This is a genomic window from Vibrio sp. 704 (assembly GCF_033339295.1).
This window is the reverse complement of the sequence record NZ_JAWOUH010000015.1, coordinates 50,028-71,191: the sequence shown is the minus strand read 5'-3', so window position 1 is coordinate 71,191 and position 21,164 is coordinate 50,028. Positions and strand designations below refer to the sequence as shown.

Annotated in this window: 20 protein-coding genes; 16 read left to right on the top strand and 4 right to left on the bottom strand. The window is 44.1% G+C overall.

Features of this window, described 5'->3' with window-relative positions:
- The first annotated feature begins 236 nt into the window (after nucleotides 1-236).
- The 16 genes from R7R24_RS17950 (at nucleotide 237) to R7R24_RS17875 (ending at nucleotide 16,826) form a co-directional block, all read left to right on the top strand.
- On the top strand, nucleotides 237-1,637 hold the full coding sequence (locus R7R24_RS17950) for an undecaprenyl-phosphate glucose phosphotransferase (protein WP_054577072.1): 1,401 nt from the start codon (nucleotides 237-239) through the stop codon (nucleotides 1,635-1,637).
- Nucleotides 1,638-1,647: 10 nt separating this feature from the next.
- Nucleotides 1,648-2,853, top strand: a complete 1,206-nt coding sequence (locus R7R24_RS17945; RefSeq protein ID WP_031778890.1) for an outer membrane beta-barrel protein — start codon at nucleotides 1,648-1,650, stop codon at nucleotides 2,851-2,853.
- Between the two features lie 12 nt (nucleotides 2,854-2,865).
- Nucleotides 2,866-3,399, top strand: coding sequence for a polysaccharide biosynthesis/export family protein (locus tag R7R24_RS17940; RefSeq protein WP_005375265.1), 534 nt, complete (start codon nucleotides 2,866-2,868; stop codon nucleotides 3,397-3,399).
- 15 nt (nucleotides 3,400-3,414) lie between these two features.
- Nucleotides 3,415-5,595 (top strand): GumC family protein, encoded by a 2,181-nt coding sequence (locus R7R24_RS17935; RefSeq protein WP_196333391.1) that lies wholly within the window; start codon nucleotides 3,415-3,417, stop codon nucleotides 5,593-5,595.
- Nucleotides 5,573-6,382 carry a putative capsular polysaccharide synthesis family protein gene (locus R7R24_RS17930; RefSeq protein WP_005375261.1) on the top strand — a complete coding sequence of 270 codons (810 nt, stop codon included), beginning with the start codon at nucleotides 5,573-5,575 and terminating at the stop codon, nucleotides 6,380-6,382. The genes R7R24_RS17935 and R7R24_RS17930 overlap by 23 nt, the downstream gene beginning before the upstream one ends.
- Before the next feature lie 2 nt (nucleotides 6,383-6,384).
- Complete coding sequence (locus R7R24_RS17925) at nucleotides 6,385-7,437, top strand: glycosyltransferase (protein WP_025768519.1); 1,053 nt, start codon at nucleotides 6,385-6,387, stop codon at nucleotides 7,435-7,437.
- Complete coding sequence (locus R7R24_RS17920; RefSeq protein ID WP_025768520.1) at nucleotides 7,403-8,650, top strand: O-antigen ligase family protein; 1,248 nt, start codon at nucleotides 7,403-7,405, stop codon at nucleotides 8,648-8,650. Before R7R24_RS17925 ends, R7R24_RS17920 begins: the two co-directional genes overlap by 35 nt.
- A gap of 15 nt (nucleotides 8,651-8,665) precedes the next feature.
- Entirely contained in the window at nucleotides 8,666-9,499 is an 834-nt protein-coding gene (locus R7R24_RS17915; RefSeq protein ID WP_054578646.1) for a putative capsular polysaccharide synthesis family protein, read from the top strand.
- Nucleotides 9,496-10,527: a glycosyltransferase family 4 protein gene (locus tag R7R24_RS17910; RefSeq protein WP_053303830.1), complete on the top strand. Its 1,032-nt coding sequence runs from the start codon at nucleotides 9,496-9,498 to the stop codon at nucleotides 10,525-10,527. Before R7R24_RS17915 ends, R7R24_RS17910 begins: the two co-directional genes overlap by 4 nt.
- An 8-nt stretch (nucleotides 10,528-10,535) precedes the next feature.
- Nucleotides 10,536-11,843, top strand: coding sequence for an oligosaccharide flippase family protein (locus R7R24_RS17905; protein ID WP_206947061.1), 1,308 nt, complete (start codon nucleotides 10,536-10,538; stop codon nucleotides 11,841-11,843).
- A 2-nt stretch (nucleotides 11,844-11,845) separates the two neighbouring features.
- Nucleotides 11,846-12,241: a VanZ family protein gene (locus tag R7R24_RS17900; protein WP_033906760.1), complete on the top strand. Its 396-nt coding sequence runs from the start codon at nucleotides 11,846-11,848 to the stop codon at nucleotides 12,239-12,241.
- Between the two features lie 67 nt (nucleotides 12,242-12,308).
- On the top strand, nucleotides 12,309-12,629 hold the full coding sequence (yqfB, locus tag R7R24_RS17895; protein ID WP_005385855.1) for a N(4)-acetylcytidine aminohydrolase: 321 nt from the start codon (nucleotides 12,309-12,311) through the stop codon (nucleotides 12,627-12,629).
- A 50-nt stretch (nucleotides 12,630-12,679) separates the two neighbouring features.
- Nucleotides 12,680-13,279, top strand: a complete 600-nt coding sequence (locus tag R7R24_RS17890; RefSeq protein ID WP_005385858.1) for a TetR/AcrR family transcriptional regulator — start codon at nucleotides 12,680-12,682, stop codon at nucleotides 13,277-13,279.
- Nucleotides 13,280-13,430: 151 nt separating this feature from the next.
- A complete protein-coding gene (locus R7R24_RS17885) occupies nucleotides 13,431-14,465 on the top strand; it encodes an NADP-dependent oxidoreductase (protein ID WP_042521588.1) in 1,035 nt (344 codons plus the stop codon).
- A gap of 14 nt (nucleotides 14,466-14,479) precedes the next feature.
- Entirely contained in the window at nucleotides 14,480-15,097 is a 618-nt protein-coding gene (locus R7R24_RS17880; protein WP_005375238.1) for a glutathione S-transferase family protein, read from the top strand.
- A 289-nt stretch (nucleotides 15,098-15,386) separates the two neighbouring features.
- Nucleotides 15,387-16,826, top strand: a complete 1,440-nt coding sequence (locus tag R7R24_RS17875) for a catalase (protein ID WP_017821260.1) — start codon at nucleotides 15,387-15,389, stop codon at nucleotides 16,824-16,826.
- 195 nt (nucleotides 16,827-17,021) lie between these two features.
- Here R7R24_RS17875 and R7R24_RS17870 read toward each other — a convergent pair whose 3' ends face one another.
- The 4 genes from R7R24_RS17870 to norV form a co-directional block, all read right to left on the bottom strand.
- Complete coding sequence (locus tag R7R24_RS17870; RefSeq protein ID WP_017821261.1) at nucleotides 17,022-17,900, bottom strand: NAD(P)-dependent oxidoreductase; 879 nt, start codon at nucleotides 17,898-17,900, stop codon at nucleotides 17,022-17,024.
- 187 nt (nucleotides 17,901-18,087) lie between these two features.
- The gene (locus tag R7R24_RS17865) at nucleotides 18,088-18,423 is read right to left on the bottom strand and encodes a DUF1971 domain-containing protein (RefSeq protein WP_025768526.1); all 336 of its coding nucleotides are present in this window, start codon (nucleotides 18,421-18,423) and stop codon (nucleotides 18,088-18,090) included.
- Nucleotides 18,424-18,465: 42 nt separating this feature from the next.
- Complete coding sequence (norW, locus tag R7R24_RS17860) at nucleotides 18,466-19,614, bottom strand: NADH:flavorubredoxin reductase NorW (protein WP_054578644.1); 1,149 nt, start codon at nucleotides 19,612-19,614, stop codon at nucleotides 18,466-18,468.
- Nucleotides 19,615-19,624: 10 nt separating this feature from the next.
- Nucleotides 19,625-21,127 (bottom strand): anaerobic nitric oxide reductase flavorubredoxin, encoded by a 1,503-nt coding sequence (norV, locus tag R7R24_RS17855; RefSeq protein WP_054578643.1) that lies wholly within the window; start codon nucleotides 21,125-21,127, stop codon nucleotides 19,625-19,627.
- Between the last annotated feature and the right edge of the window lie 37 nt (nucleotides 21,128-21,164).

Genomic DNA, 21,164 nt, shown 5'->3' with positions numbered 1-21,164 from the left:
AAGTAAGTACCAGCTTTTTCCTAACCCGCCAAACTTAGCCAAAGGGCTAAATATCATTCTTATTTCCACTTACCTCAACAAAGCAAATTTTTACACTTATCAACGAAATTACACGTGACAAAAAACTCAGCAGCATTCCACAGAATGCTCTGTGCACTAACTACTAATAACGTTCACGACACGGCAATTGGGGAAGACACCCAAGGGCGGTAGCGTGTCAGAAGGGAAACTGAGTCATGAAACAAAAAGGACTTATCCGCTCTCATGAGATGGAGTTCGCTTTTTTATATCGCATCTCAGATCTTGCTGTCATCGTCTCTTTTATGCTGCTTTTAGTGTTCAAAGACATGAATACTGCGATGGGGAAAGATTACGTCATATTGGCTTTCGTTGGAGGCATCTCTTTTCTATTTATGGCAGAAAGCGGCAATCTGTATCGCTCTTGGCGAACCAGTTCGTTTAAAGAGCAGATGTTTATTGTCTGTGTTTCTTGGGCGGTGACTTCTGCACTTATCTTTATTGTGCTGTATTTTTCTGAAGTCCATACCTTATTTGATAACACAATTTTAGCGCTGTGGTTTGCGATTACGCCCGCTCTGCTTTTAGCATGGCGAGTAACATTCCGTACCGGATTAGCCTATTTGAGAAAAAAAGGATTCAACACTCGCACTGCGATCATCATCGGCCAAACTCCTCACGGCATTACCCTAGCTAACGAAATTCAAAACCACACAGAACACGGCGTGCTTTTTGATGGCTTTTACGACGAACGATCTTCCGACAGATTGCCAAATTCTGATTATCCTATTAAAGGAGCTGTTGACCACGCCCTTGAGCGAGCTAAAAAAGGGGAAGTAGATTACGTCTATATCGCGATGCCAATGCACGCAAAAGAGCGCATTGCGTCACTTCTTAACCAATTCTCAGATACCACCGCAAATACGTATCTGATTCCCGACTTCTTCACTTATAACCTTTTACATTCTCGTTGGGCGCAGATCGGCCAAGTTCAAACACTAAGTGTCTTTGATACACCTTTTGCTGGAATTTCTTCTTGGGTAAAACGGTTTGAAGACATCTTGTTTTCGAGCATTATTTTGGTCTTAATCGCCCCTATTCTATTCGTCATTGCGATTGTCATTAAGGCAACGTCTAAAGGCCCTGTCATCTTTAAACAACATCGGTACGGTCTTGATGGACGCAAGATTGAAGTCTGGAAGTTCCGTTCAATGACAACCATGGATCAAGGTTCCAACGTGAAACAGGCGACAAAGAACGATCCTCGTATTACGCCTTTTGGCGGATTTCTACGTCGCACCTCTTTGGACGAACTACCTCAATTTATCAATGTACTGCAAGGGACCATGTCTATTGTCGGCCCACGCCCTCATGCCGTGGCACACAATGAAGAATACCGTCAGATCGTGGATCGCTACATGCTACGTCACAAAGTAAAACCAGGCATTACTGGCTGGGCGCAGATTAATGGTTATCGCGGCGAAACCGACACCTTAGAAAAAATGGAAAAGAGAGTCGAGTTTGATTTGGATTACATCCACCATTGGTCGGTTTGGATGGACATCAAAATCATCTTTATGACCGTTTTCAAAGGCTTCACTGGTGCTAACGCTTACTAAGGTTGAGATTATGAAGAAACTGACAATGGCAATAGCATTGAGTCTGTTTTCTACTGACTTGCTCGCAGAACCGATGGCTTACCAAACCGAGTCTGGTATAGAGTTGATTCCCCTCGTAAAAACTTTCTACGAGGGAGATGACAACATCAATAAAGCGGAAAAATCCGGCAATGTAGAGTCAGTCAATATTTGGGGTATAGAACCAAGCTTACTAGCACGTATAGAACGGAATCGCTATCGCGCAGATATTTTATATAAGTTAAAAGCTGGCTTTTCATCTGACGATCGCAACGACTTCGACGACCACACTTTTCAGTTTTCCAACTTTTTCGAATTTAATCATCGTCATCGTTTAGTGGTTGATTACCGTTTTCGCGCCCAGCATGAAGTTCGAGGAGAAGATATTACCGAAGGTAATGGTAGCGCAATCGACGCACCAATAGAGTTCAACCGTAACGATGTAAAAACCAATTATGTCTTTGGATCTAACGGTGCCAAAGGCAGACTCGAATTCGGTTTAGGCTATAGTGATAAAACCTATCAAAACTATCGTGACGGCTTGCCTGGTCGCCCAAACGCTAAAACTAAATACAACGATTTTCGAGCTCCCAATGCACATTTGGAGTTCTATTTAAGAGCGACGCCAAGAACCTATTGGTTAGTCGGAACAAACCAAATCGTAACCGAGTATCAGCACCGAAATTCTGCGCAGCCATCGAAAGATAACAACACCAGTTTCTATTACACCGGTGCCGAATGGGAAGTCACAGGAAAAACCAAAGGCATCGCTCGACTCGGTTATCAAATCAAAGATTTTGACAGCGCTAAACGAGAGACATTTAAAGGCTTTAGTTGGGATATCGGCTTTGAATGGTTGCCTCAAGAACAAACTCTAGTCAGCGTGAAAACCACTCAAGCGGCGGTTAACCCCGATCAAGATGGCGATTACAACCTACAAACTCGTTACCGACTGAACCTGAAGCACGATTGGAATAGTTACCTTGCAACTCGCTTAGGTGCTGTTTATCAACAAGATGATTACACGGGAATCTCCAGAAACGACGATCGGTACACTCTATCTTTTGGTATCGATTATCAGATCAAACGTTGGATACAGCTGCAAGCCGATTGGCAATACCAAGATAAAAACTCTAGCCGATCGGATTATAGCTTCGAACAAAATATTTGGACTTTAAGCGCACAGTTTTCTCTGTAAAAAGGATTATTAATGAAGGCATTCATCAAATTCATGAGTGTAGCGTTGTTGCTATTTAGCACTTTGGTCAACGCTGACTCAAACGAGGAAGATTACTTACTCGATACTGGCGATACCATTTCCGTGCAGGTCTATGGTGAAGAAGATCTTACGATTAAAAATATTCTAATAACGTCAGATGGCTACTTTGATTACCCCTACCTTGGCCGAATTAAAGCAATCAAAAAAACACCAAAACAACTCAAGTACGAAATAGAAACGGGCTTAAAAGGCGATTATCTCATCAATCCAAAAGTGATGGTCACCATCAATAACTTTCGTCTGTTTTACGTTAATGGCGAAGTCAGGAAACCTGGTGGATTTGAGTACCGTCCAGGGTTAACCATAGAGAAGGCCATCGCTCTAGCAGGTGGCTTGACCGACAGAGCCTCACGCAAAGGCATTAACCTAACCAAGCATAAAACGGGTCAAACGATGGAAGGAGTCAGTATGCACCGCAACGTTGAACCTGGTGACATTGTATTTATTGACCAGAGCTTCTTTTAAGTGACAGGGAATCAAATGAACGGGACTCATCCAAATAATCTCCAGATGAACAAAGTAGAACTGATTCGTTTTGGCCATCACTTCAAAGCGATTAAAAAGAATTGGCTAAGCATCGCAGCATTCACGCTTCTGTTCTCATTAACTTGTACTTGGTATATCTACTCCAAAGCATCGATATACCAAGCTACAGCTACGCTACTCATCCAAGAGGAGCAAAAAAGCGCCCTTTCAATCGAGGAAGTATATGGCGTCGACACGACAAAAAAAGAGTACTTTCAAACGCAAATCGCCATTTTAAAATCGAATCATATTGCAGATAAGGTCATTAGAGAGTTGAACCTCACCCAATTACCTGAGTTCACAAGCTCAGGGGGGGTAAATAAAAAAATCGACCAAATAAAGTCGATTCCTTTTGTTCAAGACCTACTGAATGTTGCACCAAGCCCAAAAGAAACCGCCCAGTTTTCAGAGTCCTATTATCAGGCACTTCAAGCTTTCAGAAGTAAACTCGATATTGAGCCAGTACGTAACACCCAATTAGTCAGAATTCGCTTTCGTTCTACCGATCCTAAGCTTGCGATGACAATCGCCAACGCGGTCGGCCAAGCCTATATTGACGCAAATTTTGAAGCCAAATTGGTCGTTACACAAAATGCGGCTACTTGGTTGACAAATAACTCTCAAAAATTGGAGGAGCGATTACGTAACTCGGAGCAAGCGCTGCAAGAATTCTTGTTAAAAGAAGGGTTGATCGATATAAACGGTATTGATGAAATTTACGCAAATGAGCTAGAAGAACTCACTCGCAAGCTGAATATCGCTGTTAATAAGCGTATTGAAGCGCAGACGTTAATCCAACTGTTACGACGTAAATCTTCGCAAAGTTTAGACAGCTTGTTGTCAATTGATGAATTCGCTAATCAAGCGCAAATCCGCGATCTAAAATTGTCGGAAGCACAGGCAGCCAAAAATCTCTCTGAACTGGCACAGCGCTACGGACCTAAACATGATCGAATGATTCAGGCGAAAGCACAGCTTGCTGAAATTCAATCAAGAACCCAGCAACTCATCCGTGACATTTCCTTCAGTAAGCAACAAGACCTTCTTGCTGCAAAAGCGCAAGAGGACATGCTTCGAGAAGAACTCGATAACAAAAAGTCAGACTTCCAATCGTTAGGGTCACAAAAAGCGCGTTACGAACAGTTAAAACGCGAGGTTGAATCCAATAAGGCACTCTATGAAGCGTTCTTAAATCGTGAGAAAGAGACCAACGCCACCAGCGACTACAAGAATGTCACTGCTCGCTTTACTGATAAAGCCATCATTCCTCTATTCCCGGTGGCACCACAACGAATCAAACTGGTACTGATTGCCACCTTTTTTGGCTTTGCCATTGCTTGCGCTCTAGTCATCATCTTAGAAACGATGCGAGAAGTTATCCGAAGCACAGCTGATGTGCAGGAAAAACTTGGTGTTACGTGTTTAGGTGTGATTCCTATGGTCAAAAAACGCAATTTGCGTAAAAACGGCGTCAGTTATAGCGCGTATTTAGATGATGAAGAAAAACTATTTAGTGAAGCTTGCCGCTCGGTCAGAACCTCGCTTCTGCTCAGATTAACCAACACGAAGCAAAAGATATTGCCCTTTACCTCTGCTATTCCAGAAGAAGGAAAAACATCGACCAGTATCAATATGGCGGTGTCGTTTTCAAAAATGGAAAAGGTGTTGATCATCGACTGCGATTTACGTCGACCTTCCATCGCAAAGCGATTCGGTATTGCTGAATCAAGCCCTGGCTTAACGCATATCCTGACGATGGATACGCCAATCAAAGATTGTGTTACACATATAAAAGAAGCCAACTTAGATGTATTACCGGCCGGCCTAGTTCCGCCAAACCCACAGGAATTACTGGCTTCTGATCGCTTTAAAAAGTTGCTCGAACATTTTCAAAATAAGTATGACCGAATCATTATCGACACACCGCCCCTATTGTCAGTGAGTGACGCACTTATTCTTGGTAAGTATGCCAATGGTCTGATCACCGTCATTCGCTCAGAATCAACAAAATCATCACTGGTTAACCTTGCGTTATCTAAACAAATACAACACTCAGTTCCATCTCTTGGCGTCTTAATCACACAAGCCAAGGCCAAGGAAGGAGAGACGCTTTATGTCCAGAAATACGCCTACTAACGTAAACCTATCTTGGTACCAAACGTTGAAAAGCCAAGAACAGCCGGTATTGATCTATCAAATGGGCAAAGTAGGTTCGAGTGCATTAGAGCATTCCATTCCTAACTCGATTCACTTGCACGACCTTATGACCGTCGATGCGCAAAAACAAATATCCCCCGTTAGAGCGCAATTGCATAAGCCTCAGATCAATGCGTTAAAGCGACGACTAAAGCGTATAACGATGAGCCATATGTTAAAGCGCAAGAAAAAAGTTCGAATTATCTCTCTGGTGCGTGAACCGATCGGACGAAATGTCTCAATGTTCTTTCAAGCACTTCCTTTTTGGATGGCGGACAAATATCTAAAGGATGACAGCGCAATACGTACCGAACGACCGCAATTACTCCAAGAAGCATTTGATAAGCACATGAATCATCAATATGCGCTGCAGTGGTTTGACAACGAGATCAAACAACTAACAGGGATTGATGTGTTTAACGAGTCTTTTAATCACGAAGTAGGCTATCAAACATACCATAACAATAACTTCTCACTGTTGGTCATTCGAAGTGACAAGCTAACGAAGGCTAACTCCGCAGTTGAAGACTTTTTAGGTTACCCCGTGGATGTTGTTTATGAAAATCAATCAGACAACAAATGGTACTCGCCACTAATGAAAGAATTCAAAACGCAATTTCAACCTACACCCGAGTACGTTGAAGAAATGCTGAATTCTAAATTGACGAAGCACTTTTTCTCAAATGCAGAAATCACCGACCTTAAACAGCAATATCTGACCAATTAATCATGAAAACCAAGATTCTACATATTATCAATGATCTTTCTCAGAACGGCGGTGCTCAGAAGTTCTTAGTCGACCTTGTTTTAGAACATAAGCCTGAATACGAAATCAAAATTTTGGTCTTGTGTGATGAAAATGATTACTTACCAATGCTATCCGCCCAAGGCATAGAGTGTTTTAACTGGCGCACATTGCCATTGAGTGAGAAATTCTCTTTGCTGCGTTGGCCGGATGTCGTTCACGGGCACCTCTACCCTTCCATTTACCTAGCGCTATTGGCGGTAGGTAAAAAACGAATCCAGACTGAGCACTGTTCTTATAACCGTCGACGTGACTATCCGCTGTTTAAGTTCATGGAATACGTCTTATATTGGGGCCACGACTTGACGGTCAGTATTAGTGAAAAAGTACAAGATGAACTGGTGAAGTTCATGCCTCGCTACCAACACAAATATCACGTGGTGCACAATGGCGTTGATTTAAAAAGGTTTTCTATGACGCCAAGATGCGCCAGCCACCTAATCGACAAACAAGTTATCAAGATTGGAATGGTGGGCCGACTTCACCAACATAAAGATCATGAAACACTTATCCAAGCACTTATCCATTTACCAAGACGATACGAACTCCACCTTGCGGGAGATGGAGAAAAAAAATCGTCACTGCAAGCATTGGCAACAAAAATCAACGTCGCGCAACGTGTTCACTTTCATGGCGTAGTTTCTGACATTCCAGCCTTTTTGAACAACATGGATATTTACGTGCAATCGTCGCACGTCGAAGGCTTTGGTTTGGCGGCGGTTGAGGCGATGGCAGCAGGCTTACCCGTATTATCATCGGACGTACCTGGTTTGGATGACGTCACCGGACGTGCCGAATATTTATTTCAAGTTGGTAACGCCACTGAACTGAGCCAAAAAGTCCTCCAGCTGTGTGAAAGTGTTGAGCGGTATGACGCTGCAAGTCAATACTCAGTCAATAGGGCCTCTCTCTACACCATCGATAAATTTCGTGAAGGTTACTATGGAATCTACCAGCAGCTTTGCGCCAACAAATAGTTCCGCGCCATCGAGCCATCGCGCCTCATTGCTTGCAGCATGCCTATTAGCATTGTTCTTTATTCCTATGAAGTTTCGTGCTGGAGGAATAGCGCTAGCCCCATCTGACATCGCAAGCCTTTTGTCCATTGGTTTTACTGCATTAGTGGTATTGGAAGGAAAAGCTGAAAAACTCATGCATCCCTGTATGGGGTTCCTCATATTGTTCACTGGGTATGTGTTCATAAATGGTCTGCTAAATCGCGTCCCTTTAATGCCGCTAGTTATAGAAACTGTGCAATGGTTAGCGATTTTGTGCCTACTGAGCCTAATGTACGCCTATGGCGTGTTTGATGACGAACGGGTAATGGTTTATTTCACGTATCTGTTGTTTTTCATCTGTACGCTCGTTGCCTTATGGCACTTTGCTCAGGGCTATCAAAGCGGGTTTAAGTTACTCGGGGTAAGTAAATACGGGTTCGGTGTACTGTGCTCGCTACTGTACCTTTATCGAGATAAAATTCGCGCTTTCCACCTTTTGATGCTCGTAGCTTTAGTATTACTGGTGTTGTCACAAGAAAGAAAAGCGCTACTTGGTTTTTGTCTGCTTTTCTTCTTTGACCAACTGCTCGTAAAAAACTTAATGAGAAAATCGCTCAGCGAAACGTACACGTGGACAATTTTATTAGCCTTGAGCTTCATTGTGTTTACTGCCGTCACAACCACACTCTACGTTGGGTTTGAAACGCTAGCAGACACATTGGAAATAACCCAAGAAGACGTCTTATTTGCCAACCAAAGTGAAGCGCGCTGGGTATCGAATCTTCATAGAAAACTTTTACTTGCCAATGGGCTAGATATTTTACTTCAACACCCAGTGTTAGGTGTCGGCGCGAAAATGTTACCCAACTTTATGATCAGTTACTTTAATTATGATGAGCTGGCGATCTACACCCACAACTTTGTGTTAGATACCGCAATTGAATACGGATTGCTTGGTATCGGTCTGCTGTTTGGTGGTTATTTTCTTTTTATTCGCTTTTGCTTCCGTAGTCTTAATGAAAACAGAAAAAGCCTATTACTTGCGATATACGCCCTCATCATGGTGTTTTTCGTTGCGGTAAACACCACCATAATTTTAATACTCTTATTACCCGTCATGATCAGCATGAGCAACGACTCAAGGGCCATTGCTCATACTTTTCCGGTAAACCATCACCACGAATATGAATAATCAAGGATAGGATAGATGAAGTATTCAATCTCTCGACAATTTGAAAAGAACCGAGAACTCCAAGCTGATAATTTTGTTTTAGTTTACCAAATGGGCAAAGTTGGCTCCTCATCAATTGAGCACACGCTAGGGGAGAAAAATATCCCGAGCTATCACATCCACACCTTTGATGATCACGAAGAATTTCACATGTATCACAATAAAAAAGACGTGAGTAAATTCTTCGACTTCCGAAACCGCGCACTCTATCGCTTAGTGCTCAAGCAGCGAAAACGTATCTTACAAAAACGCGAGCAGATTAAAATCGTTACGCTGGTCCGCGATCCAATCGCAACTGTCTTTTCTCGTTTCTTTCAAGACCTCCATTTGCAATTTATCGAAGGCAAAAAGAATGATGCAATTCACCGAGATATGGAAGTCACGTATCAGCACCTCGAGCATTGCTTTGATAACTATATCAATCTCAACTATTTTGCGGACTGGTTCGACAACGAGTTAAAGCGTAATTTCAATATCGATGCGATGCGCCAAGAGCTGGACAACACTCAACCTTTCTTCACATTCCAGAACGATCAGGCCAACGTCATGCTAATCAAATGCGAACAGCTCAGTTCTCTTGATAAAGAAATCGGTGAGTTTCTTGAGTTGCAAGACTTCGTACTGAAAAACAGCAACGAAGCGAAAAACAAGTGGTACTCCAATATCCACCAACACTTTAAGAATCACTACGACTTCTCAAAACTGTTCTATATGTACGATCTTCCCTTGTATCGCCACGTTTATTCAGAGCAAGAGCGTGATGCTTTTAAACACAAATGGATGCAAACACCAGGGACAAAATCATCATGAAGAAAGTACTCCATGTTACAGAAGCGTTTGGAGGTGGCGTTCAAACCGCCCTCTATAGTTATGTTCACTCATCCAGAGACGAGCCTTATCAACATTTCTTGCTAGCCAGAGCCCGAGAAAACGACTTGACCAATGAGAACAACCACCACATTTTCGTACAGACAAAGTGGGTAGAAGGCGGCTTGCTTCAATTTATTCGCGATGCAAACCACATGATTGCATCACTTGCTCCCGACGTCGTGCATTTGCACTCGAGTAAAGCGGGATTTCTCGGCCGATTTCTAAAGCTTGGCAAGGCACGCTTGGTTTACACACCGCACTGTTATGCCTTCGAACGTGAAGATATCTCAGAGCTTGCACGCCAGATCTATAAAGCACTAGAGAAAGTAAAACTGAGCAAAATTGATGTGGTTGCAGGCTGTAGCCAACGAGAGTGTGACCTAGCCATTAGCATTGGTGCGAAACGTGCCGAACTGCTCAACAACTACGTGTCTTATCAAAGTGAAGATCGTATAGAGCGAAACAAGCAAGAAGCCCTGAAGCTCGTTGTACTTGGTCGTGTCGCGCCCCAAAAAGATCCTCAGTTTCTTATCAGCACATTGCAGTTCCTTAATCGGTATGCGCTTAACCGCCCGATAGAGATCACATGGATAGGTGGTGGTGACCACGTACTCGAACAGAAATTACGCACTGAAAATGTGGATGTAACGGGCATGCTGCCTCGCGATGAGGTAGTTGAAAAGCTCAAGGGGTCAGACCTTTATCTACATACTGCAGCATGGGAAGGGATGCCGTTAACCATTCTAGAAGCATCCAAGTTACATCTTCCTATGGTTATTCGGACCATCGGCGCAACCAAAGATCTCAACTACCCGTTTTTAGCGCTCACACCTGAAGAAATGGCCAAGCAGATCGCGCATTGTGTCAATCATTATGAAGAGATCGATTTTCGCCAATATACAGCAGAATTAAACGATGCCTTCAGTGAAGAAAAACAGCGCCTCGCACTCAATAAACTTTACGGTTAAATGCCCCTATGTTTCACACTGTTCAACAAAAATTACTGTTGATGCCCAGCGGTAAAAAAAGCTTGTTATCTACTGGATTAAAAACCGCAATCACGCGTGTGTTGAGTGCGCTATTTGCTTTTTTACTGACTCTGATTGTATCGAAGACCAGTGACGCTTCGACGGCCGGTCAATTCTTCTTTTTATTCAACCTAGTCTCGCTACTCGCCATCGTTTCTCAGCTAGGTTTTGATGTCTCGTTAGTTCGTTACAATGCGATCGCTTTTAATAACAAAGAGAAGCTTGAACAAAGCCAAAACTATAAAACCGCACTTTATCGAAGTATGGCATTTTGCTTGCTCGCCATAGGCGTTTTGTTGGCAGGGTTTAATCTGTTTCCAGAGCAGCTAAACCAAACTCAATCACCAATGTATGCGATTACTCTATGCTTGCTTTGCATACCTTTCTTGGTGCTTGCGCAAACCAACAGTCGGGTGCTTCAAGCATGTAGAAATGTTGTATCATCTCTGTTTGCGTTGCAGCTTGGGGTAAGCATGTTGATGGTCATTTTTGTCTTTGCCCTAGACTATATGGGTCAGCAAAATATCAACAATCTAATGACCGCACTGCTTTTAGCGAGCATAGGTGTCGCGGTCATATCTAGTGCCAATTGGCTGGGCTCAGATCAATATCAAACATCGGCTTTCGTACCAAACAAAAAAATGGTCGCTTCTGCCAAGCAAGTCTGGGTTGGCAGTATCTTCACGAATGTTCTTCAATGGGGAAGCCTTGTTATTGCGGGCTTTTTTATCTCAACAGCGGAAATCGGTTTGTTAGCCGCAGCCCAACGCACATCACTACTGATTGGCTTTGTGCTGATTACCATTAACTTTGTGGTCGCCCCGATGTTTGCCTCTCTCTACAAAGAGCGTCAAATGCGCAAACTGCAGAACCTGAGCCGCTTGGCGTGCCGAGCCAATGTTGGTTTAGCGATTGTACCCGTAATTATTTGCACCCTCTTCCCCGAGTTTGTAATGCAGTTTTTTGGTGAGGAGTTTCTCGCCGCGGCACCACTATTAGTCGTCCTTTCTCTGGGGCAGTTAGTCAATGTTGCGACTGGTTCAGTAGGTTTTTTATTATTAATGAGTGGTCATGAGAGAACCATGAAATACATTACAATTTCCTCCGGTACGGTGTCCATCTGCCTACTTGTTACGCTTTGCCAAATATTTGGTGTGATTGGTGCAGCGTGGGCAATGGCAATTGGCATGGCTATCCAGAATTTAGCTGCACTGTACTTTGTAAAACGTTACTTAGGCTTCTTTCCAATAGGTTAATTATGGCTTTAATACTGGCACGCACGAGTTTTGTTTTAGTCCTGATGCTAACCGCTTCACTCTCTTTGTGGAAAAGCTCTGACCTACACCATACTGCTTACCTGCAAATGGAAACCTACTTAGGCGGATCAAGTACGCTTCACTTTACTTTCAGTTTATTGATCGGCTTTTTATCGGTCTTCACGTTCCCTTCTCTGGTGAGCTCGAATAAAACCGACGTTTTTGGGATTCGTCTTTTGCTACTGCTGTTAGCTATCGTTTCAATGGAAGAAATAAGCCAACTTTTTATTCCAAATCGATCATTTAGTTTTGATGATCTCAGCACCAACTGGATAGGCGTTATCTCAGGTTACTTTAGTGCCAAGTTAATTCGCTTCATCCGCGCTCGATCGTTCTAGTAATACAGGAATCTCTGGGGGATTTGGGTATATAATTACGCCAAACAACCAGACTAACGAGTACATCATGCCATCTCATCCAACCAAGATTACTTTTTTTGAATTCTTAACCCCGTTGATCACGTCAGGCAAAAAGACGATAACGATTCGAGATGAATCAGAAAGCCATTACGTTCCCAATACAGAAGTCGAAGTTTTTACCTTAGAAACGGATCGTAAAGTCTGCGATATCAAGATACGTTCTGTAGAACCACTTCACTTTGAAGATATTAATGAGTTTCATGCAGAACAAGAAGCCATCGAACTACCAAAACTCAAGCAGCTAATTCGAGAAATCTACCCAAATACCGACACGCTCTTTGTTATTGAGTATGAGCTGATTAAATAACCCACAACAAATACTAGACGACTGGTCTAATTCATTCTATAGTACACTTCATGAACGCAAAGACGAATGACACACGCCAACATATTCTCGACGTCGGATACGAGTTGATCGTAAACCGAGGGTTCACGAGTGTTGGTCTTTCAGAGCTATTAAAAAAGGCCGCAGTGCCAAAAGGGTCGTTTTATCATTACTTCAAATCCAAAGAACAATTTGGTGAAGCGATGATTCAAGACTACTTTACTAAGTATTTTGAGCGTTTAAACGCACGCTTTACCAATACTGAACTGAGTGGCTACCAACGCCTAATGAGCTATTTCGAAGAAATGGTCAAAGTAGAAGACGACGTGTGTAATGCGAACAAATGTTTATTGGTTAAGTTAAGTGCAGAAGTCTCCGATCTCTCTGAGTCAATGCGCTTGGCATTACGCCAAGGAGCAGACAAAACCATTCAAGCGATAGCGGATTGCATTGACATCGGCATTCAAGATGGCTCAATCCCCAATGGTGACAGTGCGTTATTAGCAAGGCAGATATACTACCTTTGGAATGGCGCTAGCTTGCTGAACAAACTTTATCAAGATCAGGCAGCATTGACGCAAAGTCTGACCTATACTCAACACTTACTGCAGAATACGCGCACTTGCCCATAACGGGCGGCGTGGAAGCAGAATGAACACCCTACACACGTTTCACTGTCAGAAAAAGCGTCAGTGTTAACACAGTAAACCTTCCCGCTTTACATAAGCGGGATATTTTGAAACAAATGCTAGACGACCGGTCTAATCAACAAGTGAGATAGATATGACTAACGCAACAAATCGCAGAATAGTACTCGCGTCACGTCCCCATGGTGCACCGACACAAGAAAACTTTCGTTTAGAAGAGGTAACGAAACCGACTCCGAAAGAGGGTGAAATGCTATTGAGAACGGTTTATTTATCTCTAGATCCATACATGCGTGGTCGCATGAGTGATGCCGAATCATACGCTGACCCTGTTGCAATTGATGACGTAATGGTCGGTGGTACAGTTTGTCAGGTAGAAGCATCAAACCACCCAGATTACGAAGCAGGTGAATGGGTTCTTGCCTACACTGTTGGCTGGCAAGACTACGCTATCTCAACTGGTGAGATGGTCATTAAACTTGGTAAAGAACCGAAAAATCCTTCTTACGCGCTAGGCGTTGCAGGTATGCCAGGATTTACCGCGTACATGGGTTTACTCGACATTGGTCAGCCAAAACCAGGGGAAACCATCGTGGTAGCAGCTGCTACGGGGCCTGTAGGCGCAACAGTTGGTCAAATTGGTAAAATCAAAGGTTGCCGAGTTGTTGGTATAGCAGGCGGAGAAGAAAAATGCCGTTACGCTAAAGAGGTGCTTGGTTTCGATGAGTGTATTGATCACAAAGCTGAAGACTTTGCAGAACAACTGAAAAATGCCTGTGACAAAGGTATCGATGTTTACTTCGAAAACGTAGGTGGCAAAGTATTCGAGGCTGTATTGCCACTTCTGAATACAAATGCGCGTATCCCACTTTGTGGTTTGATTTCTCAGTACAACGCGACAGAGCTGCCTGAAGGTACCGACCATCTTCCATTACTAATGGGTAAGCTCCTGACCAAACGAATCAAGGTGCAGGGCTTCATCATTTTTGATGATTACGGACATCGTTACGGTGAATTTGCGCAAGATATTAATCAATGGTTGGCAGAAGGAAAGATCCAATACCGCGAACATCTAGTACAAGGACTGCATAATGCGCCAGAAGCATTCATCGGTCTGTTGGAAGGTAAGAATTTCGGCAAACTTGTAGTACAGATTAACGACCCATTATAAAAAGGGATATGTAAATGATTAAACTTCACCACCTCAATCAGTCTCGTTCAAAGCGCATCATTTGGTTACTTGAAGAGCTAGATGTAAATTACGAAATTGTACCCTATGTCCGTGATTCCGTGACCTTCATGGCACCGCCAGAACTAAAAAGTGTTCACCCATTAGGAAAGTCACCTGTTCTTGAAGATAACGGCGAGATTATCATTGAGTCAGGTGCAATGACCGAATATTTGATTGAGAAATACAGTGACGGAGCCTTTGCTCCTGAGCGCGGTACAAAAGCACACACAGAATATTTGCAATGGATGCACTTTGCAGAAAGCTCCGCAATTTTACCTATGCTGCTAAAAATCTTCGTAAGCAAAGAGCCAAATGAAACTCAGTTTTTATCAGGCTATGCCGACAAGGAAGCAATGAATGTACTAGGCTACTTCGAGCAATCCTTAGAAGGCAAAACTTACCTAGTAGAAGAGCGTCTGACTGGCGCAGACATCATGATGTCTTTCATTGTCGAATTGGTTCAAAAGTTTGGTTTAGTTAATCACTTCCCTAATATTGAACGTTATGGGAAACAGCTCGCGACACACCCAGCATTTGCAAAAGCTGAACAACTTGAAGTGAAGTACTCTTAATTACTTCCCCCTTTCGCCCCTTTGATGACACGTAAAACTTCATTTAAGGGGCGATATTACTAGCATCGCAGACACGCTAACTGGATAGCGCTCCCCCCAGTCAATCGTATTCGAGAACGTCGATTGTTATGTCAATCAAGCTAATGTAGTAAATTTCTGATTCTAATATAGTTTCGACCATAGTCACCATCTATTGAATTGATAAGCAATATCAGTTTTCTCCTCCAGCTTTTCCGTAATAACCTCCTCTACAGTTTCTAAGGTATTGAGCCCTGGAGGGGGAAGAAAAATGACAAACAAGAAATTGACTACAGCAGCAGGTTGCCCTGTCGCACATAACCAAAACGTTATGACTGCAGGTCCTCGTGGCCCTCAACTATTACAAGACGTTTGGTTCCTTGAAAAATTGGCACACTTTGACCGCGAAGTGATCCCTGAGCGTCGTATGCACGCAAAAGGTTCTGGTGCTTACGGTACGTTCACAGTAACGCACGACATCACAAAATACACTCGCGCTAAAATCTTCTCTGACATCGGCAAAAAAACAGAACTATTTGCTCGCTTCACTACCGTAGCTGGTGAGCGCGGTGCAGCAGACGCAGAACGCGACATCCGTGGTTTCGCACTTAAATTCTACACTGAAGAAGGTAACTGGGACTTGGTTGGTAACAACACACCAGTATTTTTCCTACGTGACCCACTAAAATTCCCAGACCTAAACCACGCAGTAAAACGCGACCCTCGCACTAACATGCGTAGCTCTACCAACAACTGGGATTTCTGGACATCACTACCAGAAGCATTCCACCAAGTGACTATCGTAATGAGTGACCGTGGTATTCCAGCTTCTTACCGTCATATGCATGGTTTTGGTAGCCACACATTCAGCTTCATCAACGCAGAAAACGAGCGTTACTGGGTGAAATTCCACTTCAAAACTCAGCAAGGCATCAAAAACCTAACTGACCAAGAAGCAGAAGCAATCGTAGGTAAAGACCGCGAAAGCCACCACCGTGACCTTTACGAAGCGATTGAGCGTCAAGACTTCCCTAAATGGAAGATGTACGTACAGATCATGCCTGAGTTAGAAGCGGATGAAGTCAACTTCAACCCATTCGACCTAACACGTGTATGGTCTCAAAAAGACTACCCACTGATCCCAGTTGGTGAGTTTGAACTGAACCGTAACCCAGAAAACTTCTACGCAGAAGTTGAGCAATCAGCGTTCAACCCAGCAGCAGTAGTACCTGGTATCGGCTTCTCTCCAGATAAGATGCTACAAGGTCGTCTGTTCGCTTACGGCGATGCTCAGCGTTACCGTCTAGGTGTGAATCACCATCAAATCCCAGTGAACGCACCTCGTTGCCCTGTTCACAGCTACCACCGCGATGGCGCAATGCGCGTTGATGGCAACTTTGGTTCAACACTAGGTTACGAGCCAAACTACAAACAAGAATGGGCAGAGCAACCAGATTACTCTGAGCCACCTCTACGCATCAACGGCAACGCTGATCACTACGATCACCGTGTAGACGAAGACTACTTCAGCCAAGCGGGTGACCTATTCCGTCTGATGAGCGAAGAGCAACGTCAAACTCTGTTCGACAACACAGCTCGCGCAATGGACGGTGTGCCAGAGTTCATCCAACAACGCCACGTTCAACACGCATACCAAGCGGACGAAGCGTACGGCAAAGGTCTTGAGATTGCACTAGGCTTAAACAAGTAAGCAAACGCGATAATCATCACACTGTGTGATTAAAAGACATAAAAAAGGAGGTGCCCAACAGCACCTCCTGATTTCAAATCACTAATCCTTAATCACTAGTCACAAACCATGCTCAAGGAGATTCATTATGATTAACTTAGATTTCTTTAAGCTCTTTGATACCAAAGAACTGTTTATCTATTACTGATTCATCAACTACTGATTTTTAGCGACCGCTTTGATCAGTACTGATGTATCCATGCGACCTAAACCATCACGTTGAAGGTCTGCGTATTGCTCATCCACTTTCTTAGTCAGTGGAAGCTCTAGACCCACTCGCTCTGCTTCTTGCAGACAGAAACCCAAGTCTTTGCGCATCCAATCAATAGCGAAGCCAAAATCGAACTTATCTTCCGCCATCGTATTTGCGCGGTTTTCCATCTGCCATGAACCTGCAGCGCCGTGCTTCAACGTTTCTACAACTTGAGCGATGTCCAAGCCTGATTTTTGTGCCAGCAGCAAAGCTTCACTCAGACCTTGTAAAACGCCACCAATACAAATTTGGTTTACCATCTTACAGCGTTGACCCTGACCGTTTTCACCCAGTAGTGTCATCTGCTTCGCGTACACATCCATCGCTGGAGACACACGATCAAAAATGCTTTGTTCACCACCACACATGATGGTTAGAACACCATTTTCTGCGCCCGCTTGACCACCAGAAACTGGCGCATCAATGAAGTGATTGCCGTACTTAACACACGCTTCAGCCAGCTCAACAGCTAGGTCTGCAGAAGTCGTCGTGTGATCCACTAACACTGCATCCGCTTTCAAGCCAACCAGAATGCCTTCTTCACCGTAAACAACGCTACGAACGTCATCATCATTACCCACACAGGTAAAAACGATGTCACAGCCTTCTGCCGCTTCACGTGGTGTTTCACAAGCCACACCTTGGTATTCTTCAGCCCATTTGTCGGCTTTCGCTTTTGTGCGGTTGTATACTTTGGTTTCAAAGCCCGCTTTACTTAGGTAACCAGCCATTGGGTATCCCATCACACCCAGACCAATAAATGCTACTCGTTGTTTTTCCATTGCACGCTTCCCTTAGTTCACCTGACTGAAATGTTTCGTAACATGCTACTAAAGAATTGAAATCATTACTCGTGATTTCTCTTTCCACGGTCTCGATGATCCAGTATTTCAGTCCGTTTATTGCGCCTTCTACACCCCTTTACTTGACGATTAGCGTAACAGTCAAAGCACTTACAAAGGTTCACTACTACTTAGCGTGGAACATCGCTTGCCCACTCTTGTCCTTGTTCGACCAGAAATTGATGTTGAACTGAGCATCATCGCTCATCTCAATGCGGTGCCAGTACTGCGGTGGACTTGTAGCAAACTGGCCTGCATTAATCACCACCACTACTTCTGCTTCTGTGGCATTTTCATCAGCAAAGCCGTAGTAAGTCACTTGCCCTTCCATGACGCACAACTGCCCAAACACACCCTCAGCAGTATTGTGATGAGTCAGTAGCGCTGGTGGCACATTGTCTTTAGTGAAGAAAGGCGTTGAACGTTGAACAGTCCAGTCTTTAGGAATTCGTAGATGCGACATAATAATACCCTCTCTAATTACAATTCTTTTCGTTTAAATCGGTTAAGCCTGACCGGCTTGAGACAACTCTCGAAGCAATGGAAATGCTTGCGTAACTTGTTCTCCCGTCACGACGAAGCCCATAAGTCGGCTATTTTCATCTTCTGCTTTCGCGGCAATGCCAGTTTGAGAAATCTGCACGCTCCAGTTCGTCACCGAACTAAAATCGCCTGCCAATTGAATTGGGTAGCTCGGCGTTTTGACCTTTACCATCATGGGCGGTAGTTTCAACTCTGCTTCTTGCCCCAGTAGTTGTTTGCCCAAAGCATTGGCACTTAGCACGATCGGTTGGAGGTACGGCATCATTCGACCTTGGATCTCAGCACAATCGCCTAATGCGAACACATTGGCTGCTGATGTCTGTAATCGAGCATCCACCTCGATGCCTTTATTGACACTCAACCCACAAGCCTTCGCTAACCAAGTGTTAGCACGTAAACCCGCAGCTGAAATCACTACATCGGCTTCGATTTCCTTACCTTTGCTCAAGCTTGCCACAAGCGAATCATCCGAGTGATTGATCGCGACAACTCCAGTCTCTAAGGCAAGTTGAATACCTTGCTGCTTAAGTTGATTCTCCAGCGGCAATGCAACAAATTCAGGAATCAAGTTAGCGAGCAAACGGGGATTTGGCTCAACCACCGTAACGGCTTTACCACTGGTTGCGAGATCCATGGCGATCTCGACGCCGATCAAACCACCACCCATAACTAGAATTCGTTCCGCGCGGCTAATTTGCTCTTCCGCTAATTGATATTCTTGTAGCGAGTTCAGCGTTATCACCTCAGGTGCTGCACTACCAGATATTGGCGGCACAAAGGCTTTCGCGCCTGTCGCAAACACCAGTTTGGAGTAAGGATAGGTTTGGCCGTTGGCTACCACTTGCTGAGCTTGCACGTCGACATGCTCAATCATGGTATGGGCGAGCAGTTCGATGTTGTGTTCCTGTGCAAACGCCTCACCGCTTTTAACTACCAAATCTTGGGCGGTTTGCTTGTTGCTGAATACATGACTCAAATCGGGCTTGTTGTATTCCGCGCCATCATCAGCAGTAAACACTTGCATCGGAATATGTGCGTCCATTCGACGCACTGTTTTCACCAATTGGTAAGCCGCAAAGCCGCTACCAATAATCACAATAGGTGCTTGCATATTCGCCCCCTTACCCGTTGTATTCGACAAAGACGTCTTTACCCAAATGGCATTCTGGGCACAAGAAGTAATCTGGCACTTCAGACCATGCCGTACCCGGTTCAACGCCTTGATTAGGCTCGCCTTTAGCTGGGTCGTATACCCAATTACAAACGGTGCAAACCATGCATTGACAATCTGCAGGATGCGCCTCAGTACTAGGGTTGCTAGGAACAGCATCTACTACCGCTTGTGTTGCTACTTGTGCAACGGGTTGTGACTGAACTTGTGGTGCAGACGCCACAATCGCCGGAGAAATAACAGGACTTGTCAGGTCATGCTTTGCCCACAATTTCGCGATGTTTTGACCATGTTCGCGACATTCACGCATCGCTTTACCATCTGGTCGCCATTTGGTTTTCAAACTCACCGCGGTTTCAAAGCCTGCGTCAGTCAATCGAGCATGGATACGATCCACCGCACCACCGTTCCAACCGTAGCTACCGAACGCAGCGGCTTTCTTCGCCTTAAAGCGCAGACCGGTAATTTCTTCTAGCATTCCTGCGATCTTCGGCATCATGACGTTATTCATGGTAGAAGAACCAACCAAGATGGCTTTTGAGCGGAATACGTTGGCGAGAATTTCATTCTTATCATGCTTAGAGACATTAAAGACTTTGACCGCCACGCCAGGGTCGACATCGTGAATGCCTTGCGCAATGGCATCAGCCATCATTCGAGTGTTGTTTGACATAGAGTCGTAGAAAATCGTAATGCGATCTTCTTTATAATTGTCTGCCCATACCAAGTATTGCTCGATGATTTGAACCGGATTATCGCGCCATACAATACCGTGTGACGTAGCGATCATGTCGACAGGTAAATTAAAGCTCAGCACTTCTTTGATTTTAGCGGTTACCAAGTTGCTGAATGGCGTTAGGATATTTGAGTAGTAACGCAAACACTGTTCCATCAACTCATTTTGATCCACTTCATCATTGAATAAGCGTTCATCGCAGTAGTGCTGACCAAATGCGTCATTGCTGAATAACACTGCATCGCCAGTTAGGTAAGTCATCATGCTGTCTGGCCAATGCAGCATCGGCGCTTCCACGAACACCAATTGCTTACCGTTACCAATATCGATACTGTCGCCCGTTTTTACGGTTTTGAAGTTCCACTCAGGATGGTGATGATGACCCACAATTGAATCAATCGCCGCTTCTGTACAGTAAATTGGCGTGTTCGGAATTTTCTCCATCAATGCCGACAATGCGCCTGAGTGATCTTCTTCTGCATGGTTTACCACGATAAAGTCGATAGACTTAAGGTCGATTTCCATCTCTAAATTTTGGATGAATTGTTGACTGAATCGATGATCGACCGTATCAATCAATACGGTTTTCTCTTCACGAATTAGATAACTGTTGTAGCTGGTACCTTTTGTCATTTTGTATTCTGTACCGTGGAAGTCTTGAACTTCCCAATCGCGTTGACCTACCCAGTGGATGTTGTTTTTTACGTGAATTGTCATAATTACTACCTTGAATGACGGGATAAACAAAAATAAT

Bases quoted from the DNA above. Each gene is read 5' to 3' on its own strand.
- R7R24_RS17870 (WP_017821261.1), bottom strand. From the start codon at position 17,900: ATGGAAAAACAACGAGTAGCATTTATTGGTCTGGGTGTGATGGGATAC.
- R7R24_RS17925 (WP_025768519.1), top strand. From the start codon at position 6,385: ATGAAAACCAAGATTCTACATATTATCAATGATCTTTCTCAGAACGGC.
- R7R24_RS17880 (WP_005375238.1), top strand. From the start codon at position 14,480: ATGATTAAACTTCACCACCTCAATCAGTCTCGTTCAAAGCGCATCATT.
- norW (WP_054578644.1), bottom strand. From the start codon at position 19,614: ATGCAAGCACCTATTGTGATTATTGGTAGCGGCTTTGCGGCTTACCAA.
- R7R24_RS17920 (WP_025768520.1), top strand. From the start codon at position 7,403: ATGGAATCTACCAGCAGCTTTGCGCCAACAAATAGTTCCGCGCCATCG.
- R7R24_RS17950 (WP_054577072.1), top strand. From the start codon at position 237: ATGAAACAAAAAGGACTTATCCGCTCTCATGAGATGGAGTTCGCTTTT.
- R7R24_RS17935 (WP_196333391.1), top strand. From the start codon at position 3,415: ATGAACGGGACTCATCCAAATAATCTCCAGATGAACAAAGTAGAACTG.
- yqfB (WP_005385855.1), top strand. From the start codon at position 12,309: ATGCCATCTCATCCAACCAAGATTACTTTTTTTGAATTCTTAACCCCG.
- R7R24_RS17910 (WP_053303830.1), top strand. From the start codon at position 9,496: ATGAAGAAAGTACTCCATGTTACAGAAGCGTTTGGAGGTGGCGTTCAA.
- R7R24_RS17915 (WP_054578646.1), top strand. From the start codon at position 8,666: ATGAAGTATTCAATCTCTCGACAATTTGAAAAGAACCGAGAACTCCAA.
- R7R24_RS17945 (WP_031778890.1), top strand. From the start codon at position 1,648: ATGAAGAAACTGACAATGGCAATAGCATTGAGTCTGTTTTCTACTGAC.
- norV (WP_054578643.1), bottom strand. From the start codon at position 21,127: ATGACAATTCACGTAAAAAACAACATCCACTGGGTAGGTCAACGCGAT.
- R7R24_RS17865 (WP_025768526.1), bottom strand. From the start codon at position 18,423: ATGTCGCATCTACGAATTCCTAAAGACTGGACTGTTCAACGTTCAACG.
- R7R24_RS17885 (WP_042521588.1), top strand. From the start codon at position 13,431: ATGACTAACGCAACAAATCGCAGAATAGTACTCGCGTCACGTCCCCAT.
- R7R24_RS17900 (WP_033906760.1), top strand. From the start codon at position 11,846: ATGGCTTTAATACTGGCACGCACGAGTTTTGTTTTAGTCCTGATGCTA.
- R7R24_RS17875 (WP_017821260.1), top strand. From the start codon at position 15,387: ATGACAAACAAGAAATTGACTACAGCAGCAGGTTGCCCTGTCGCACAT.
- R7R24_RS17940 (WP_005375265.1), top strand. From the start codon at position 2,866: ATGAAGGCATTCATCAAATTCATGAGTGTAGCGTTGTTGCTATTTAGC.
- R7R24_RS17930 (WP_005375261.1), top strand. From the start codon at position 5,573: ATGTCCAGAAATACGCCTACTAACGTAAACCTATCTTGGTACCAAACG.
- R7R24_RS17905 (WP_206947061.1), top strand. From the start codon at position 10,536: ATGTTTCACACTGTTCAACAAAAATTACTGTTGATGCCCAGCGGTAAA.
- R7R24_RS17890 (WP_005385858.1), top strand. From the start codon at position 12,680: ATGAACGCAAAGACGAATGACACACGCCAACATATTCTCGACGTCGGA.